Source organism: Rhizobacter sp., assembly GCF_031412075.1.
Classification (GTDB): Bacteria; Pseudomonadota; Gammaproteobacteria; order Burkholderiales; family Burkholderiaceae_C; genus Rhizobacter.
Genome location: NZ_JANOCG010000336.1, coordinates 1 through 18,726, shown reverse-complemented (window position 1 = coordinate 18,726; position 18,726 = coordinate 1). Strand labels below are relative to the sequence as shown.

14 protein-coding genes are annotated in these 18,726 nt (G+C 67.3%); 10 read left to right on the top strand and 4 right to left on the bottom strand.

The genetic code is table 11. From position 1 onward, the window contains the following. The coding region (locus tag RMO40_RS12545) for a peroxidase family protein (RefSeq protein ID WP_309721476.1) at positions 1–476 on the bottom strand (476 nt) is incomplete at its 3' end. A 254-nt stretch (positions 477–730) separates the two neighbouring features. On the opposite strand from RMO40_RS12545, the gene RMO40_RS12540 reads away from it, so the two are divergent. Both RMO40_RS12540 and RMO40_RS12535 read left to right on the top strand, forming a co-directional pair. After that, a complete protein-coding gene (locus tag RMO40_RS12540) occupies positions 731–1,474 on the top strand; it encodes a helix-turn-helix domain-containing protein (RefSeq protein WP_309721473.1) in 744 nt (247 codons plus the stop codon). A gap of 53 nt (positions 1,475–1,527) precedes the next feature. Next, positions 1,528–2,313, top strand: a complete 786-nt coding sequence (locus RMO40_RS12535) for an SDR family NAD(P)-dependent oxidoreductase (protein WP_309721470.1) — start codon at positions 1,528–1,530, stop codon at positions 2,311–2,313. Positions 2,314–2,424: 111 nt separating this feature from the next. On the opposite strand, the gene RMO40_RS12530 is transcribed toward RMO40_RS12535, so the two are convergent. From RMO40_RS12530 to purB, 3 genes are all read right to left on the bottom strand, one after another. After that, the gene (locus RMO40_RS12530) at positions 2,425–5,613 is read right to left on the bottom strand and encodes a PAS domain S-box protein (RefSeq protein WP_309721467.1); all 3,189 of its coding nucleotides are present in this window, start codon (positions 5,611–5,613) and stop codon (positions 2,425–2,427) included. Between the two features lie 104 nt (positions 5,614–5,717). After that, a complete protein-coding gene (pyrF, locus tag RMO40_RS12525) occupies positions 5,718–6,572 on the bottom strand; it encodes an orotidine-5'-phosphate decarboxylase (protein ID WP_309721464.1) in 855 nt (284 codons plus the stop codon). Positions 6,573–6,597: 25 nt separating this feature from the next. Then, positions 6,598–7,968 (bottom strand): adenylosuccinate lyase, encoded by a 1,371-nt coding sequence (purB, locus tag RMO40_RS12520; protein ID WP_309721461.1) that lies wholly within the window; start codon positions 7,966–7,968, stop codon positions 6,598–6,600. Positions 7,969–8,448: 480 nt separating this feature from the next. On the opposite strand from purB, the gene RMO40_RS12515 reads away from it, so the two are divergent. The 8 genes from RMO40_RS12515 to RMO40_RS12480 all read left to right on the top strand — a co-directional run. Then, entirely contained in the window at positions 8,449–10,125 is a 1,677-nt protein-coding gene (locus RMO40_RS12515) for a DUF1592 domain-containing protein (protein WP_309721459.1), read from the top strand. Next, a complete protein-coding gene (locus tag RMO40_RS12510) occupies positions 10,122–11,588 on the top strand; it encodes a DUF1552 domain-containing protein (protein WP_309721455.1) in 1,467 nt (488 codons plus the stop codon). Before RMO40_RS12515 ends, RMO40_RS12510 begins: the two co-directional genes overlap by 4 nt. Then, entirely contained in the window at positions 11,588–15,421 is a 3,834-nt protein-coding gene (locus tag RMO40_RS12505; RefSeq protein WP_309721451.1) for a choice-of-anchor D domain-containing protein, read from the top strand. The genes RMO40_RS12510 and RMO40_RS12505 overlap by 1 nt, the downstream gene beginning before the upstream one ends. Positions 15,422–15,449: 28 nt before the next feature. Further along, positions 15,450–15,950 carry a redoxin family protein gene (locus RMO40_RS12500; RefSeq protein WP_309721448.1) on the top strand — a complete coding sequence of 167 codons (501 nt, stop codon included), beginning with the start codon at positions 15,450–15,452 and terminating at the stop codon, positions 15,948–15,950. A gap of 35 nt (positions 15,951–15,985) precedes the next feature. Then, entirely contained in the window at positions 15,986–16,210 is a 225-nt protein-coding gene (locus RMO40_RS12495; RefSeq protein ID WP_309721446.1) for a DUF4266 domain-containing protein, read from the top strand. After that, complete coding sequence (locus tag RMO40_RS12490; RefSeq protein WP_309721443.1) at positions 16,197–17,408, top strand: DUF3570 domain-containing protein; 1,212 nt, start codon at positions 16,197–16,199, stop codon at positions 17,406–17,408. Before RMO40_RS12495 ends, RMO40_RS12490 begins: the two co-directional genes overlap by 14 nt. A gap of 10 nt (positions 17,409–17,418) precedes the next feature. Continuing rightward, positions 17,419–18,384, top strand: coding sequence for an FAD:protein FMN transferase (locus RMO40_RS12485; RefSeq protein ID WP_309721440.1), 966 nt, complete (start codon positions 17,419–17,421; stop codon positions 18,382–18,384). A 46-nt stretch (positions 18,385–18,430) separates the two neighbouring features. Further along, positions 18,431–18,726 (top strand): protein-disulfide reductase DsbD domain-containing protein (locus RMO40_RS12480; RefSeq protein ID WP_309721435.1); only part of this gene is annotated, 296 nt, incomplete at its 3' end.

Genomic DNA, 18,726 nt, shown 5'->3' with positions numbered 1-18,726 from the left:
TTGCCGGTGAGGATCATCAGGTCGGCCCACGAGATCTTGCGGCCGTACTTCTGCTTGATCGGCCACAGCAGCCGGCGTGCCTTGTCGAGGTTGACGTTGTCGGGCCAGCTGTTGAGCGGCGCAAAACGCTGCGCGCCGGTGCCTGCGCCTCCACGACCGTCGCTCACGCGGTAGGTGCCTGCGCTGTGCCAGGCCATGCGCACGAACAGCGGGCCGTAGTGCCCGAAGTCTGCCGGCCACCAGGCCTGGGAGTCGGTCATCAGGGTGTGCAGGTCCTGGATGACGGCGTCGAGGTCGAGGGTCTTGAATTCTTCGGCGTAGTTGAAGTCCTCGCCCATCGGGTTGGATGGGGCCGCGTGCTGGTGCAGCATGCCCAGCTGCAACTGGTTGGGCCACCAGTGGGCATTTGTTTTCGTGCCGGCAATCGTGTGCTTGGGGGCGCCGCCTGAAAAGGGGCATTTGGCTTCGGTGGACATGAACTGTTCCTTTGCGTTTTTGTCAGGGTCAACACGGGCAGTCTAGATTTGCGCCTCCCTTCCGATCAACGACATTTCGCCAATGACGGCTATAGCACGGCCACGCGAGTCGACCTTCTCTTGCCGTCGACAGACGCGTCGCCCCCGGGTCAACAAGGATCTTCTGCGGCGGACTTGAAGGGTAAATTGGGCCCCGTCCTCAAAAAGGAATGTGAATTCCGCCTAACAGAACGATTGGCACAGAGCGGCGCACCATGCCTGACCCCCTCTCCCCCAAGACGATCCTGGCTTCCCCCGCCGACGGGGTGGCCGCCGTCGACCGCGCCTTGTGCATTGCCACCGAGCTGGCGCAAGCGAGCTCGCCGCTCACGCTGGCCGATCTGGCGCGGCGCACCGGCATGTACAAGAGCACGCTGCTGCGCCTGCTGGCCTCGCTCGCGCGCGCCGGCCTGGTGGTTCACCGCAGCGACAAACGTTATGCGCTGGGGCCGCTCGCGTTTTTGTTCGGCCGCTCGTTCGACCTGACCTACGGGCTGAAAGAAGTCATCCAGCCGGTGCTCGAATGGCTGGTGGGCAAGGGCACCGAGAGCCCGTCGTTCCACGTGCGCCACGGCAAGGAGGCGCGGCTGTGCCTTTTCCGCATCGACTCGGGCCACTCCACGCTCGACCGTGTGCGCGCCGGTGATGTGTTGCCGCTCAACCGGGGCGCCGCCGGCAAGGTGCTCCATGCGTTTGCCGCCGGCTCGCCGCCCGCGACCGACGCACCGCTGCTCTACACCTCGTTTGGCGAGCGCGACCCGCTGTGTGGCGCCTTGGCCGCGCCGGTATTCGGGCCGGCGGGCATCTTGCTCGGCGCCTTGTCGCTGTCGGGCCCGCTGGAGCGCTTTTCCGATCCGGCCGTGCAGCGCATGAACTCGCTGCTGTTCACCGCCGCCGAAAACGCCACCCGCACGCTGGGTGGCCAGTGGCCGGTGGTGGCGAGCCGGCTGGCGGGCTGAGCCCTGGTTTCGGCCTATGCTTGCCGCTTTGGAAACATCGGTACGGAGCATCCATGAAACGTCTTGAAGGCAAATCGGCGGTTGTCACCGGCGCCGCCAGTGGCATTGGCCGCGCCACCGCGATCCTGTTCGCCGAGCACGGCGCCCAGGTGATCGCCGTCGACCGTGCGGCCGAAGTGGAGGCCACGGTCGAGGCCATCCGCGCCGCCGGCGGCCAGGCGGTGGCGCTGGTGCGCGACACCTCGCAAGAAGCCGACGTGGCCGACTACATCGAAGCTGCGGTACGCACGCATGGCGGGCTCGACATCGTCTACGCCAATGCCGGCGTGAGCGGCGGCATGCGCAACTTCGACGACTGGACGGTCGACGACTGGACACGCATCCTGAGCATCAACCTGATCGGCAGCTTTCTCGCCATCAAGTACGCCGCACGCGTGATGGTGCCGGCCGGTCGCGGCTCGATCATCTGCACCGCCTCGGTGGCCGGCCTGCGCTCGGGTGCGGGTGGCCCGCCCTATAGCGCGAGCAAGGCGGGTGTGGTGAGCCTGGTGCAGACCAGCGCCAACCAGTTTGGCGGCACCGGCATCCGCATCAACGCCATTTGCCCGGGCTTGATCGAAACCGGCATGACCCAGCCGATCTTCGACCGCGCGCGCGAGCGTGGCACCGAGCAGAAGATCGGCCAGCTCAACCCGTTGCGCCGTGGTGGCCTGCCACACGAGATTGCCTATGCGGCGCTGTTCCTCGCGTCGGACGAAGCTTCGTACGTGAACGGCCAGGCGCTGCCGGTCGATGGCGGGCTGACGAGCTCGCTGCCGGTGGTGCCGCCCAGGCTGTGAGCGGCTGTGCCCCGGTTCGATTTCCGTTCGCCCTGAGCTTGTCGAAGGGTGCGCACAGCACAGCCTGGCTTCGACAGGCTCAGCCCGAACGGTTGGGCGCGCAACAGCTTCTCAGCCGCCGGCGCGGATCAGCGCCTGCCGCAACCGGTGGGTGTCGATCGGCTTGGTCAGAAAGTCGTTCATGCCGGCGGCCAGCGCCTGGTCGCGCTCTGACACCAGCGCCGCAGCCGTCAGCGCGATGATGGGCAGCTCTTGTGCCGAGTGGGTCTGGCGCAAGCGCCGCGCGGCTTCGTGGCCGCTCAGGCGCGGCATCTGCACATCCATCAGCACCACATCGAAAGGCCGCTGCGCGGCGCTTGCGCGCTCGACGGCGGCCACACCCTCCTGGCCGTCGCTGGCTTGTGTCACCTCCACGCCCCACTGTTCGAGCATGGCCACGCCGATCATCATGTTGACGGCGTTGTCTTCGACCAGCAGCACCCGCATGCCGACCAGGCGCTCGATGTCCTGGGCTTCCATGCGCGGGTCGATCACCGGCGCGTCGGTCACCGGCAGCGGCACCTCGGCCCAGAAGTGGCTGCCCTGGCCGGGGGTGCTCTGCATGCCCACGCGGCCCTCCATCAGCGCGGCGAGCTCCTTGCAGATCGACAGGCCCAGGCCGGTGCCGCCAAAGCGGCGTGTGGTCGATTCGTCGGCCTGTGTGAAAGGCTGGAACAGGCGGCGCTGCGTGGCAGCGTCGATGCCCGGGCCGGAGTCGATCACGCTGAAGCGCACGTGCGCGGGGCAGGCCGGCTCGGCCGACATCGCCACCTCGATGTGCACCTTGCCACTCTCGGTGAACTTGAGGCCGTTGGTGATGTAGTTGCTGAGGATCTGGCGCAGCCGCACCGGGTCGCCGCGCACGGTGACCGGCACCCCTTCGACGATGTGCAGGCTCAGCCCGAGCGAGCGCGCCTGCGCGAGCGACTGGTAGGCGTGGTGCACGGCCTTGAGCAGCTGGTGCAGGTTGAAGGGCACGGCCTCCACGCTCAGCTTGCCGGCCTCGATCTTCGACAGGTCGAGGATGTCGGAGATGATGCCCGCGAGGCTTTGTGCACTGTCTTGAATCTGCTCCAGGTACTGCTGGCGACGGGGGGCCGGCAGGCCCGGCTGCATGGCGAGATTGGCCAAGCCGAGCAGGCCATTGAGTGGCGTTCGGATCTCGTGGCTGGTGTTGGCGAGAAACGCGCTCTTGGCGCGGTTGGCGGCCTCGGCCACGTCGCGCGCGGCGGCCAGCGCCTGGTCGATCTGGCGGCGCTCGGTCACGTCTTCGGCGATCCAGATGGTGCCGCCCATCGTGGGGTGCAGCGGGTCGACCACCTGGGCCAGCAGGCGGCACCAGAACAGGCTGCCGTCGCGGCGCATCATCTGCCGATCCAGGTCGACCTGCCTGCCCTCGGCGAGCAGCGGGCCGGCGATGCGGCCGACCTCGGCATAGTCGTCGGGCGAGGCCCACACGGCCAAGCCGGGTTGGCCCACCAGCTCGCCGCGGCCCCAGCCGAACATGCGCTCGAAGCTCGGGTTGGCCTGCATGAAACGCTGGTCGCGCGTGAGCGCGATGCCGATCGATGCGTTTTTCAGAATCGCCTCGTGCTCCAGCCGCGCGCGCTGCGACTCGGTCACGTCGCGCCCGTTGACCACCAGGTAGTCGCGCCCGTCCATCGAGAACTTGCCGGCCGACATCAGCAACGTGACCAGCTGGCCCGACTTGTGGATGAAGAGCGTCTCGACCTCGTTCACGCCGCCGTGCTCTTTGAGCTGGGCCACCATGCGCACGCGGTCGGCAGGCGCGTACCAGATGCCCAGATCGAGCGCACTCTGGCCCACCACCTCGCCGGCGTCGTAGCCGAACATTCGTTCGAAGCTCTTGTTGACCATCACGTACACGCCGGTCTCCATGTCGCTCAGCGTGATGAAGTCGGGGCTGGTCTCGAACAGGTGCGACAGCATGGCCTGCGAGCGCCTCAGCTGCGCTTCGGAGCTCACGCGTTCGGAGATGTCGTAGTAGATCGACAGCACGGCCGGGCCGTCGGCGGTGTTGACGCGCGAGCCCTTGCTCTGCACCGTGAGCCGTCGCCCGTCGATGGCGTTGAGCTGCACCTCGGCCAAATCGAGGCTCTCGCCGATGGGTGCTTGCGACAGCAGGCGGATGCGTTGGGCCAGCAGGCCTTTCAGCGGCGGCGGGTAGAGCTGCACCAGGTCGAAGCCGTTCATGGCCTGCGGTGTGTCGAAGCCGAACAGCTGCGCTGCGGCGTCGTTGGCCAGCAGGGTGATGCCGTTGCGGTGCAGCACCAAGGGTGTGGGTGTCAGCGCAAACAGCTCGCAGTAGCGGCTCTCGCTCGCGTGCTGCGCCTCGCGCGCCTGCACTTCGGAGGTGATGTCGCGGCCCACACCCCAGTAGCCGGCGAAGCGGCCTTCTGCGTCGAAGCGGGGCCGCCCGCTCACGCTGAAGTGCAGGTCGCGACCGGGGGTGGTTGCGATGCGAACCGGCAGGTCACTGAAGGGGCGGCGGGCTTCCAGATCTTGCCGGTGCAGGGCCATCGCAGTTTGTTCGATGTGCATGTCCGACGCCTCCCACGGGCGCAACCCGATGCGCGCTTCGGAGTCCTTGTCATGGCCGCTCGGCAGGTGGCGGTCGATGCGGCTGAAACGCAGCTCGGTGTCCATCTCCCAGTACCAGTCGGCGGCGATGGCGAGCAGGCTGCGAAAGCGCTGTTCGCGCTCGAGGGCCTCGGCCATGGCACGGTCGACGATGCGCGATATCTGTGAGCCGGCCACCACGCCCGTGATCAGCAGCATCGCGTGGATCAGCACATTCAGCGTCTCGGGGTGGCGTTGCACGGCCGCAGGCCCGGGCAGCCAACCGAGTGTTTCGCCCGCGTGGAGCGCCAGCACCGCCGCGGCGCAACCCGCCGCCAGGCCGATGCCCGCGCGCAGGCTCGTCAACACGGTGACCAGGCACACCAGCAGCGCAAAGAACCCGAGGCTCAGGCTGTGCAGGCCCTCGCCCACCCCCACGGCAGTGAGCGCCACGACGCTCACACCGCCCCAGCCGACGGCCAGCATCACGGTGCCCTGCGGCGCATGGCTCAAGGAGCGCATGGCCAGCGCAAAGCCCACCGACAGGGCCACGCAGGCGGCCACCAGCATTTCACGCATGCCCGGTTGCAGCTGCACGGCGAGCGTGCCGTAGAGCACCGCCCCCACCAGCGACACACCGCAGCCCAGCCCGAAGAACAGCCTGGCGATCTTTCTGTTCAAGCCCTGTCGGGTGGTGGCACCCGGCGGACCAGGTAGAGCGTGGGGTGGGTTGTTCATGCGGGTGCATAGGCGTGCGAAACGCCGGCCCCGCAGTGTCTCGTGCGCTAGCGCGGGCGTGCGGCCTCGTTTTCCCCCTGTGCGCACGATGACCGTGCCGCATTTAACGCCGCACGCGTTTGCAACGCGACCGCACGGGCGGCCGAGGCGAAGTCACTGCCCGAGGAGGCGTACAACACCGCGCGCGACGAACTCACCATGACCGGTGCGTGGGGCCGCCAACCGGCTTGCACCGTGGCCTGTGCGTCACCGCCTTGCGCGCCGATGCCGGGGATCAGCAGCGGCAGCGTGGGTGCCAGTTCGCGCACGCGGGCAATCTCGCCGGGGAAGGTGGCGCCGACCACCAGGCCGAGCTGGCCGCTGGTGTTCCAGGTGGTGCTGGCGAGGCGGGCGATGTGTTCGTAGAGCGGCGTTCCGTCGGCCAGCTGTTGGGCCTGCAGGTCGGAGCCGCCGGGGTTGGAGGTGCGGCACAACAGGATCAGCCCGCGGTCGCTGTAGCGCAGCCAGGGTTCGAGCGAGTCGAAGCCCATGAAGGGCGAGAGCGTCACCGCGTCGGCCTGGTAGCGCTCGAAGGCTTCGCGCGCGTACTGCTCGGCGGTGGCGCCGATGTCGCCGCGCTTGGCGTCGAGGATCACCGGCACGCCGGGCGCCACGCGCTTGATGTGCGCCATCAGCCGCTCGAGCTGGTCTTCGGCGCGGTTGGCGGCGAAGTAGGCGATCTGCGGCTTGAAGGCGATCGCCAGGTCTTTGGTGGCGTCGACGATGGCCGCGCAGAAGTCGTAGATGCGGCTCGCGTCGCCCTTCCAGGGAGCAGGAAATTTACCGGGCTCGGGGTCGAGGCCCACGCAGAGCAAAGAGTCGTTGTTGCGTTGGGCGGCGGCGAGCTGGTCGGTGAATTTCATGGCACCTTTCTGGTGGAGTTGTCTTTCAGTTGATCCGCTTGGCGAGTGCTGCACCGATGCCGGTGTAGCTGCCCGGTGTCATCGCCAACAGGCGTGCCTTTTCGGCCTCGGGAATCTCCAGCGTGCCAATGAACTGCTGAATGGCTTCGCGCGTGATGGTCTTGCCGCGCGTCAGCTCTTTCAGGCGCTCATAGGGGTTGGCCAGCTTGTAGCGGCGCATCACCGTTTGAATGGGTTCGGCCAGCACTTCCCACGCGCTGTCGAGGTCGGCGGCCAGCGCTTCGCGGTTGACTTCGAGCTTGCCCAAACCGCGCAGCAGGCTGTCGTAGCCGAGCAGTGCGTAGCCGAGCGCCACGCCCATGTTGCGCAGCACCGTGCTGTCGGTCAGGTCACGCTGGAAGCGGCTGATCGGCAGCTTCTGGCTCAGGTGGGTGAGCAGCGCGTTGGCCAGGCCGAAGTTGCCTTCGGCATTTTCGAAGTCGATCGGGTTGACCTTGTGCGGCATCGTGCTGGAGCCGATCTCGCCCTCTTTTGTGCGCTGCTTGAAGTAGCCCAGGCTGATGTAGCCCCACACATCGCGCGACCAGTCGATCAGGATGGTGTTGGTGCGCGTGACCGCATCGAACAGCTCGGCCATGTAGTCGTGCGGCTCGATCTGGATGGTGTACGGGTTGAAGGCCAGGCCCAGCTGCTTTTCGATCACACGCTGGCTGAAGGCTTCCCAGTCGAAGTCGGGGTAGGCCGAGAGGTGGGCGTTGTAGTTGCCGACCGCGCCGTTCATCTTGGCCAGCAGCTTCACGCCGGCAATGCGTTCGCGCGCCGTGACCAGGCGCGCCACCACGTTGGCCACTTCCTTGCCCACCGTGGTGGGGCTGGCGGTCTGGCCGTGGGTGCGCGCCAGCATCGGCACGTCGGCCAGGTTCTTGGCCAGTGCCGAGAGGGTGCTGACGATCTTGTCGAGCGTGGGCAGCAGCACCTCTTGGCGCGCGGCCTTCAGCATCAGCCCGTGGCTGGTGTTGTTGATGTCTTCGCTGGTGCAGGCGAAGTGCACAAACTCACCCGCGGCCTTGAGCTCGGGCGTGTTTTCGAAGCGGCTCTTGAGCCAGTACTCCACCGCTTTCACGTCATGGTTGGTGGTCTTCTCGATGTCCTTGATGGCCTGGGCATCGGCCTCCCCGAAGCGTGTGACCAGGCCACGCAGCAGGCCACGGCCGGCCTCCGACAGCGGCTTGAACTCGGCAAAGCCGGCGTCCGACAGGGCGATGAACCACTCGACCTCGACCTGCACGCGCCGATGCATCAACCCGAACTCGGACAGCAGCGCGCGCAGCGGCGCCACCTTGGAGGCATAACGGCCGTCGAGCGGAGACAGGGCGGTGAGGGCAGACAGGTTCATGGGCGGGCGCGGGCGCAGGTGACCGCAATGCAAGAAATGAGCATCGGATTTTAGGGGGCCTCACCCGATGAGCCACCCCTTTCGGCGCGCGCTTGTTATCGCCGGCCATTTCATTTGCAAAGCGCGCCAATTGTGTTTTTTGTCACACCCGCCATGTGTCGAGATGCATCCAGGAGATGCGCGCAGCGCGCTTGAAAGCGGGGGTTGGCGGGAAGCGTCAGAAGAGTCACAGAAACCCGCAAGACAGCAAGGGGATGCCCCGGCACACACCCGCACGTTTGGAAACAGACGCCTGTGCGAACCCTCTGAAGATCCATACCGAACCCCCCAAGCCCACCGGAAAATCAGATGAGAAACCTTTTCAGGCTCACTGTCTTGATAACGATTTCAGCCGTTTTGTTCGGCTGCAATGGTGAAGACAGCCCGACCACCAAAACGCCCTCTTCGGGCGGGCCCGGCGCAGGCGCCCCGCAGCTGGTGATGCCGACCGATCCGCATGCCCAGACCGAGACTCTGCGAGGCGTGAACGACCCGATCGAACCGTCGCCGGGCTGTTACAGCGCCGCCATGCCGCGCCGGTTGACCCGCGCGCAGTACGTCAATGCCCTCACCGACTGGTCGGCCGCGCTGATCACCGACGCCGGCCTGCCCGCACGCATCCGCACCCTGGTGATCGACACCGCGCAGTTCCCGCTCGATGCGTCGATCAACGCCGAGTCGTCGCGCCACCAGGGCTACTACCGACTCGACCCGACGGTCGCCACGCGCCAGGTGTCGGGCGTCTATTCGGTGGCTGAAAAGCTGGCTGCCGATCTGGCCAGCACCGATGCGCGCGCCGCCACGGTCTTGGGCAACTGCAGCGGTGACGCGTGCCTCACGGCCTTCATCCGCAAGGCGGGTCGCATTCTGTTCCGCCAGCCCCTCACCGACGCCGAGGTGGCGGTGTACCGCCGAGCGGCGGGCACCACGACCGACCGCGCGGCCGTGACCCGGGTGCTGGCGACGATGATTGCCTCGCCGCAGTCGTACTTTCTGCTCGAGCGCGGCGTGAGCGGCACCACCGGTGGCAACTGCGTCGCCTTGACGCCGCATGAGCTGGCCACGCGCCTTTCCTTGCACCTGTGGGACACCATTCCCGACGCCGCCTTGAGCGCCGATGCCGACAGCGGCGCGCTGCTTGAGCCCGCCGTTTACGCGCGGCACATCAGCCGCCTGATGGCCGACCCGCGTGCCGATGCGGCGCTGCGCAGCTTCTTCCGTCAATGGTTCCGCCTCGACGAGCTGGTGGCGATGAACGGCAAGGTGGGCGACCCGAAGTTCGACGCCTTTGCCGGCAGCTTCCGGCCCCTGGCCACCACGCGTGACGCGGCCATCGAAGAGGTGCTCGACATGGTTTCGTACGTGGCTGCCCGCAACGGCTCGCTGCAGCAAGTGCTGTCCGATCGCCACTCGTTCGCACGCAGCGCCGACATTGCCGAGCTGTACCGAACCCCGGTGTGGAACGGCACCGGCACGCCGCCCACCTTCACCGAAGCCGAGCGAGTGGGCCTGCTCACGCGCATCGGCCTGATGGCCAACGGCTCGTCGGACACCACCTTGCCCATTCAGCGTGGCATCAAGGTGCTGAGCGCGCTCACCTGCCAGGCGCTGCCCGCGCCGGCGATGAACCAGACCAACCGCGAAGCCGACCTCTCCGGCGTGCTGACCACGCGCCAGCGCACCGAACGTGTCACGCAGATGGAGGGCACGACCTGCGTCGGTTGCCACACGACGGTGATCAACCCGTGGGGCTTCGTGTTCGAGGGCTTCGACGCGCTCGGCCGCGTGCGCCGCAGCGAAATCGTGCGCAACGACATGGGTGGCTCGCTCGGCGAGCGGCCGGTCGACCCGGCCGTGACGGCCCGCTTGTCCACGCTCCCCGAGCAGCGCATGAACTCGGCCGCACAGGCTCAGCAGTACGTGCTCGAAAGCGGCGAGTTCGAGCAGTGCTTCGCACGCAACTACTTCCGCTATTCCTTTGGTCGGCAAGAGAGCCTAAGCGACGGCGAGGTGATCGAAGCCGTTCGCCGGCAAGCCGTCAACGGCGCCAACCTGCGCAGTTTGTTCGCGTCCATCGTCACGCACGACGAGTTCAAGTCGATTCAGAGGCCGCAATGAAGCCAGTATTTGATCGTGTCTCGCGCCGCCAATTTTTGGTGGGCGCTGGTGGGGCGGCCTTGGCGCTGCCGCTGCTCCCTTCACTGCTGCCGCGGGACGCGCAAGCGCAAGCCATGGGTGCAGCATCGGCGGAGCGTTACTTCGCGCACATGACCACCTGGCATGGTGTGTACCAGTCGAGTTTCTTCGGGCCCTTGCTGGACGCCGCGCCCACCCAGACGATGCCCTACGCCGGCATCACGGTGAACAGCTCGCCGCTGGTGTCAACCACCAACGGCAACCGTGTCGTCATCAGCGACATCTTGCAGGCGCAGCAGACCAACCTCACGCCGCGCATGTTGGGCCGGATGAACGTCATCAACGGCCTCGACTTCAACACCAGCACTGGCCACAACCGCGGTGGGCCGCTCGGCGGCGATGCGGCCAACCCGACCATCGACCAGGTGATGGCGGCTTCGGCCGCGTTCTACCCCACCCGGCCGCTGCAACCGGTCATCGTGCGCAACCCGGTCTCGCTGTCGCGCACGGCCTCGGGCATCGTGCAAACCGAACAAGCCGCCGACAGCAACGTCAAGCTGTTCGACCGCCTGTTCCGCACCACCACCATGCCGAACCAAAACCAGACGGTGCTGGTGGACCAGGTGCGTGAGCACGCCAATCTGGTCAAGGCCGACCCGCGTTGCTCCGCCGATTGCCGCACCCGGCTCGACGGCTACCTCGACATGCTGGCCGAAGTGCAAGGCAGGGTACAGCAGACCGTCAACAGCACGTTCACTCGGCCTGTCACCGACACCGAAGCCGTGGAACGTGCCGCTGGTTTCTATGGCCAGCCCGCCAACCAAGCGCAGTGCGAGCAGCTGTGGAACGACATCGTCGTGGCCGCCTTCACCGCCGGCATCAGCCGGGTGTACGTGTGCGGCCCCACCAGCTACACCTTCGGGCCGCAGCCCGAGCACTCGTGGCACAGCGACTACGCCCACGGCCAGGACGACCCAGTCAAGCGCGCCGGCTTCAGCGCCGCAGTTCAGCTCCAGTTCGAAGGCGCGCAGCTCGATCTGGCTCGCAAGATGGACGCGGTGCGCACGGCCGACGGCATGACGCTGTTCGACAAGGCGCTCATCACCGGCGCGCATGAGCTGGGCTCGGGTGGCAACCCCGGCCACCACCACAACCGCTGCATTCCGGTGGTGGCACTGGGCAACGCCGGCGGCTTCTTCAGGACCGGCCTGTCGCTCGACTACCGCGACCGCGATTCCTTCGCCTGGTCGTCGAACCCACGCTGGTACTCGGGCCTGCTCTACAACCAGTGGATGGGCATGGTGCTTCGCTCGATGGGCTTGCCCACCAGCGACTACTCCGCCAATGGCGGTGCCTTCGGCTACCCCAGCGTGCGCGGCCCGAACGACCACACCGAAGCCATGTGGACGGCTGCCTCACAAAACCTGCCCTGGTTGAAAGCCTGATGAAAACTGCCCTGAAATTTGCCAGCGCGCTGTGCCTGGCGGCTGGCCTGCTGCCGGCGCTGGCCGTGGCGCAGAACGCCGCCAACGGAGATGCGCTCTACCGGCGCGTCATCACGCCCGACCTGCCGAGCTGCGCCACGTCGTTTTGCCACAGCAGCATGCCGCGCAACAACGTCGGCAAGCTCAACCGCGGCGCCGATGCCCAGGTGATCAAGGCCAAGATTGCGGCCGACAACACCGCCGCCGCCCGCGGGCCGATGGCGCCGCTGCACGGTGTGATCACCGACGCGCAGTTGAACGACATCGCCGCCTACCTGGCCGGGCAGTTCGGCACCACGCCGAACTACATCGCGACCAGTTCGATACCTTCGGTGTCGGTGTCGGCCACCTCGCTCAGCTTCGCCGCACAAAACCTCAACTCGACCAGCGCCGCGCAGACCCTCACGGTCAGCAACGCGGCCGCGGCCACCGGCGCACTCAACCTCACGACCATCGCCACCACGGCGGGCAGTGACTTTGCCGTCTCGGGCGGTTCGTGCCAGGCCGGGGGCAGCGTGGCCGTGGGTGCCAGCTGCACCATCAACGTCACGTTCACGCCCACCGCCACCGGCACCCGCAACGGCAGCCTGTCGATCGCCCACAACGGCGCCAACGGTCGCACCGATGTGAGCTTGAGCGGCACGGCGGTGAATCTTTCGCCGGCCGTGTCGGTGTCGCCCACGGCGCTCACCTTCTCGAGCGCCACGGGCACGGCGTCGTCGCCGATGCGCGTGACCCTCAGCAACACCGGCACCGCCGCGCTGTCGCTGTCGTCGCTCACGCTCGGCGGCACCCAGGCCAGCGACTACACGCTGGCCGCCAGCTCCACCTGCGCCGCCAACGGCAGCGTGGCCGGTGGCAGCAGCTGCGTGCTCGACGTGGTGTTCACGCCGACCGTGACGGGCGCGCGCAACGCCACCCTCACGATCGCCCACAACGCGGCCGGCAGCCCGAGCGTGATCGCGCTCAGCGGCACCGGCACCGCCGTGGCGCAGCCCGGCATTGCACTCGATGCCACCACGCTTGAGCTCGGCCGCCAGGTGGTGGGCATGACGAGCGCCGCGCAGACGCTCACGCTCACCAACACCGGCGGCGCCGCACTCACCCTGAGCGGGATCTCCGCCAGCGGCAACGATGCCGGTGACTTTGTGCTCGGCGGCACCTGTGCCACCAACGCCGCCATCGCGGCGCGGGGCACCTGCACCATCACGGTGGCGATGCGGCCGGTGACGCTGGGCAACAAAGTGGCCACGCTGAACGTGGCCTCCAACGCCCCCACCGGTGCGGTGCGTGTGACCCTGCGGGGGACGAGCGTGCGCACGGCGGAGCCGCAGGTCGGCCTGTCGCAGGCCACGCTCGGTTTTGGCTCGGTGACCTTGGGGGTGCGTTCGATGGCCCGCACGGTGGTCTTCACCAACACCGGCACCGCGCCGATGACGGTGGGCAGCATCACCAGCACCTCGCCCGAGTTCGTGGTCACGCACGACTGCCCGGCCACGCTGGCGGTGAACGCCTTCTGCACGCTCAGCACGGTGTACACCCCGGTCACGCCGAACTCGGCCGAATCGATCGTCATCACCACCAACGCCCTCAGCTCACCCAACTCGGTGGTGCTCACGGGGCTCGGTACTGCAGCGATGATGCCCGTGCTGGCCTGGCAGCCGAGTGCCACCGCACTCACCTTTGCTTCCACCGTGGTGGGCGTGAGCAGCGCATCGCAAAGCCTGACGCTCGTCAACCAGGGCCCCGGCGCCGTGATGCTCAACACCGTGGGCGTGGCGGGTGCCAATGCGTCGTCGTTTGCGATTGCGTCGGCCTCCACCTGCCGCGCGGGTGTCTCGCTCAATGCCAACGCGAGCTGCACGGTGATGGTCAACTTTGTGCCGGGCACCACCGGCCCGAAGCTGGCCTCGTTGCAAGTCGCCTCCAACGGCACACCGCCGGCTGAGATCGCGCTGTCGGGCTCGGGCGCCAGCCCCAGCACCGAGGTCGGCATGCTCACGCTCAACCAGAGCACGCTCGACTTCAGCTCGATCGGGCTGATCGCGGGGCAGACGTCGTCGCCGCTGTCGGTGACGGTGAGCAATGGCAGTGCGGCTGCGGTGATGCTGTCCAGCGTGCGTGTGAGCGGCCCGTTCACCCTCGTGGCCCCGACCGGCGCGTGTGCCACCAACGGCTTGACCCTCGCCCCCGGCGCATCGTGCAGCGTGGGGGTGGTGTATTCGCCCACCGCCGCCGGCGCGTCGACCGGCCTGATCACGCTCACCACCGGCAGCAACCAGACCCTGGAGGTGACGCTGCGCGGCCAAGCCAGCGCGGCCACGCCGCGCCTGGTGTGGCAGCCGGCTTCGAGCACGCTGATGTTCTCGTCGGCGATGGTGGGCGCGAGTTCCAGCCAGACGCTCACCTTGTCGAACCAGGGCCCGGGGGCGGCAGCCATCAGTGCGCTGGCCTTGTCGGGCATGGACGCGTCGTCGTTCTCGATCGCCTCGGCATCGACTTGCCGCGCCAACAGCAGCGTGGCCGCGGGCGCCACCTGCACGCTGAACCTCGTGTTTGCGCCGGGCACGGCGGGCGCCAAGTCGGCCACGCTGCGGGTGGAGTCCAACGCCACCGCACCAGGCGATGTGGTGCTGGCAGGCACGGGCATCGCCGCCAACACGCCGAACGGCATGCTGTCGGTTGATCGCCAGCAGCTCGATTTCAGCGCCACCAATGTGGCCGTGGGGCAGACCTCGGCGTCGATGAACCTGGTGGTGAGCAACGGCAATGTGGCCGCTGTCACGTTGTCGCGCGTCGAGGTGTCGGGCCAGTTCAGGCTGGTCAACAACGGCTGCCCAGCGGCAACGTCGGCGCTGGGCGTGAACGCCACCTGCACTCTCGCGGTGGCGTACGCGCCCACCACGGCCGGCGCCAACAGCGGCAACCTCACGCTCACCACCGCCACCAACCAGGTGATCATGGTGTCGCTGCGCGGCGCTTCGATGGCGCCCACACCGGCGCTCATGTGGCAAACCGGCGGCCAGTCGGCCTTGCAGTTCGACAGCACGGTGGTGGGCATGACCACGGCCAGCCGCAGCCTCACGCTCGTCAACCAGGGCCCCGGCCAGGTGACCCTCACCGCGGTCGAGACAGACGGCGACGACCGTGCTTCCTTCGTGCTGGCCTCCGGCACCACCTGCGGCAACGGCGTCACCTTGCAACAAGGCAACACCTGTGTGATCCAGCTGAGCTTTGCACCGCGCAGCGCGGGCACCAAAAACGCCGGCTTGCGGATTGCATCGAACGGCTCTGCGCCGGGCGCGATGGCGCTCTCGGGTGTCGGCCGTGCTGGTGACAACGGCGGTGGCTCGCCCACCTGGGCCGTTGACCGCGAAGCCCTGAGCTTTGTGATGGCGCGCGGCATGCCTTCCCCGGGGGCGACGATCCGCGTGACCAACCGCGGAACGACCGCACTGGTGCTCACCAACATCGGCACCACCGGGCCGTTCCAGGTCATCAACAGCCCGGCCGATGGGTGCGGCAATCCGCACACCCTCGCGGCGGGTGCGTTCTGCGACGTCTCGGTCTTGTTCAACGCGCCGCCCAAGGAAGGCGTGAGCACCGGCGCCTTGACCATCCCCACCAGCACCGGCGACACCAAGGTGGTCAGCTTGAGCGGCCGCTCGGTGAGCATGAATGTGGGCAGCAGCGCCGCCGATGACGAACGAGGCGGCGGCGCACTCGGCATCGCCTGGCTGGCGCTGTTCGGCCTGGCCGTGGTGCTCAGCGCGCTGGCCCGCCGCAGAACTTGAACACTCTCAAACGAAAGAAGGAATGAACATGCTGAAGAACGGAATGCGCGCGCTGCTGACCGCCGCCGCGTTGATGGGCGGGGCCTCCGCCTGGGCGCTGGAACCTGGGCAAATGGCACCAGCGCTCGAACTGTCGGGCCCGAAAGCGCCCGTCAGCTTGAGCAAGCTGCAGGGCAAGCTGGTGTACGTCGATTTCTGGGCCTCGTGGTGCGGCCCGTGCAAGCAGTCGTTCCCGTGGATGAACGAGATGCAGACCAAGTACGGGCCCAAGGGGCTGCAGATCATCGGCGTCAACGTCGATGCAAAAAGCGCCGACGCCGACAAGTTCCTGGCCGAAGTGCCCGCCTCATTTCTGGTCGGCTATGACGCGGCGGGCGACAGCCCCAAGCGCTACCAGATCAAGGGCATGCCCAGCTCCGTGCTGATCGGCCCCGACGGCAAGGTGATTCGCGTGCATGCGGGCTTCCGCCCCGATGAACGCAAGGCCCTTGAAGACGCCATCGTCGCTGCGCTCGCCACCGTCAAGTAACCCCAACTCGGCCTTTGCGCCGTGGAGAAGACCCCGTGAAGTTTCAACACATTGCGGGAGGCGTGCTCATGCTCGCCTCTCTGTCCGCCTGCTCGGTTTTCAGCCCGCCCCAGCCCTGGGAGAAGGGCAACCTGGCCAAGGTCGAAATGAGCATGGCCGGCGACCCGCTGGAGCAGCGCTACCAGCAGCACATTTACACCAGCAAAGAGGCTGCCAGCGGCGGTTATGGCGTGGGCGGAGGTGGCTGTGGCTGCAACTGACCTGAACAACATCCCAGCCGGCAAGCCGCGTTCGCGCGCCCTCGGCCCCGTGGTGCTGGCGGCCCTGGCCTTGCCGGGCGCCATGCCCGTGGCGCACGCCGAGACGGCGCCCGAGCACGGCGTGATCTCGCTGCGTTACCTGCGCTACCAAGATCAGCAAGAGGTGAAGGTCAAGTACCCCACCTACAACGGCAGCGAGCCCGACAAGCTCAAACGCATCACGGTCAAGTCGCCTTCGGTGCACTTGCTCGCGCCCTTGGGCACACGCTGGTCGCTCGAGGCCTCGGGTGTGCGTGACGACGTGTCGGGCGCCACGCCGAAATGGTTTTCCGATGTGTCGGGCGCCACCCAGCAGCCCGCCGGCCAGGGCATGAGCGACCTGCGCCGCGCCGGCGACGTGAAGATCTCGCGCCACTTCGACCGCGCCGGCATCAGCGTGGGGGCCAGCCACTCGACCGAGAACGACTACAAGTCGACCGCGTTCTCGGTCGACGGCCGCGTGTCAAGCGCCGACAACAACACCACCTTCAGCCTGGGCTTCGGGTCGGCGAGCGACAAGATCAATCCGGTCAACGACAAGGTCAAGAACGAAACCAAGCGCACCCGCGAAATCATCGCCGGTGTGACGCAGGCGCTGAACGCCAACAACCTGGTGCAGCTCAACCTCAGCTACGCCAATGGGCGCGGCTATTACAGCGACCCCTACAAGTACTTCGACAACCGCCCCGACCGGCGCCGGCAGGCCGCGGCGCTGGTGCGATGGAACACCCACCTGCCCAGCATGGGCAGCACAGTGCGCAGCAGCTACCGCTACTACCGCGACAACTTTGGCATCGTCGGTCACACCGGCGAGCTGGCCTGGGTGCAGCCCACCAGTTCTTGGTTCTTGCTCACGCCCTCGGTGCGTTACCACTCGCAGAGTTCGGCCAACTTCTACTACGACGCGGTGCTCGACAGCCCGAGCTACCCGGAGCCGCTGATCTACACGCAGTACATGAGTGCCGACCACCGCCTGTCGGCATTCGGTGCCGTCACGCTGGGCCTGAAGGCCGAGCTGCGGCTGAGCGAGTGGACGGCCGATGTGAAGTACGAGCGCTACGAGCAGCGCTCGGACTGGCGGGTGGGGGGCCAGGGCTCGCCGAACCTTGACGTGTTCAGCGCCGATTCGGTGCAGTTCGGCGTCAGCCGCAAGTTCTGAAGGCAGTGTCGTGACTCGGCCTGTTCACGCCTCTTCTGCCATCCGCGCCACGGCTCAAGCCGCCGTGCGGGCACACCACGGCGTGCCCGACTACGGCTTCGAGTTCATGGCGCTCGGCACGGCGTGCCGCATGCGGCTGTGCGCCGGCTCCGAGGCCGAGGCCACGGCCGGCGCGCAACAGGCCATCGCCGAAATCCAGCGCATCGAGGCCAAGTATTCGCGCTACCGCGAAGACAGCATCCTGTCGCGCATCAACGCGCTGGCCGGCAGCGGCCAGGCGCTGGAGGTCGACGTTGAAACGGCGGGCCTCTTGAACTTTGCGGCCCAGCTGCATGAGCACAGCGACGGCCTGTTCGACATCACCTCAGGCATCTTGCGGCGCGCGTGGGATTTCAAGTCGGGCCAGTTGCCGAGCGACGACGCCGTGGCCGCCTTGTTGCCCAACGTTGGTTGGCAGCACGTGGTGTGGGAGGGCGCCTCGATCGCGTTGACACGTGCCGGCATGGAGCTCGATTTCGGCGGCTTCGGCAAGGAATACGCGGCCGATGCCGCGGCCGCTGTGTTGCTGCGTGCGGGCATTCGTGCCGGCACCATCAACCTCGGGGGCGACGTGCGCATCGTCGGCCCGCACCCCGATGGCGCGCCGTGGGTGCTGGGGGTGAGCCACCCTCGCGAGGCGGGCGGGGTCATCGCCAGCATCGAACTCAACGCCGGGGCGTTGGCCACCAGCGGCGACTACGAGCGTTTCATGGAGGTGGATGGCCGCCGCTACTGCCACATCCTGGACCCACGCACCGGTTGGCCGGTCGCGCACTGGCAGTCGGTGAGTGTGGTCGGGCCCACCTGCCTGGCGGCGGGCGCGCTCACCACCATCGCCATGCTCAAGCGCGAAGTTGCACACGATTTTTTGCGCGAGCAAGGGGTCGGTTTTCTCAGCATCGACCTTGACGGTCGTGTCCACGAAGAGTCGGTTTGAGCCGCGTCACACACCGCGCTCCCGACCGCACAACCACTGAAAGCAAATGAAGATCTCTTTCCTGCCGGCGCTGGCACTCACCCTGTGCACACTCGCGTCGCCCGCCTGGGCGGCGAACGACGATTTTCTGGAACCCGAGCAGGCGTTTGCCCTCTCGGCCACGCGAGTGGATGCCCGCACCGTCGAGCTGCGCTTCGACATTGCGCCCGGCTACTACATGTACCGCGAGCCCTTTGCCTTCGAGGCCACGCCGGCCAGCGTGGCGCTTTCGGCCCAGCTGCCGCCCGGCAAGGTCAAGTTCGACGAGACCTTCAAAAAGGACGTCGAGACCTACCGCAACAC

Excerpts from the sequence above, each read along its gene's own strand:
- RMO40_RS12540 (WP_309721473.1), top strand. The coding sequence starts at position 731 with ATGCCTGACCCCCTCTCCCCCAAGACGATCCTGGCTTCCCCCGCCGAC.
- RMO40_RS12535 (WP_309721470.1), top strand. The coding sequence starts at position 1,528 with ATGAAACGTCTTGAAGGCAAATCGGCGGTTGTCACCGGCGCCGCCAGT.
- pyrF (WP_309721464.1), bottom strand. The coding sequence starts at position 6,572 with ATGAAATTCACCGACCAGCTCGCCGCCGCCCAACGCAACAACGACTCT.
- purB (WP_309721461.1), bottom strand. The coding sequence starts at position 7,968 with ATGAACCTGTCTGCCCTCACCGCCCTGTCTCCGCTCGACGGCCGTTAT.
- RMO40_RS12515 (WP_309721459.1), top strand. The coding sequence starts at position 8,449 with ATGCCGACCGATCCGCATGCCCAGACCGAGACTCTGCGAGGCGTGAAC.
- RMO40_RS12510 (WP_309721455.1), top strand. The coding sequence starts at position 10,122 with ATGAAGCCAGTATTTGATCGTGTCTCGCGCCGCCAATTTTTGGTGGGC.
- RMO40_RS12505 (WP_309721451.1), top strand. The coding sequence starts at position 11,588 with ATGAAAACTGCCCTGAAATTTGCCAGCGCGCTGTGCCTGGCGGCTGGC.
- RMO40_RS12500 (WP_309721448.1), top strand. The coding sequence starts at position 15,450 with ATGCTGAAGAACGGAATGCGCGCGCTGCTGACCGCCGCCGCGTTGATG.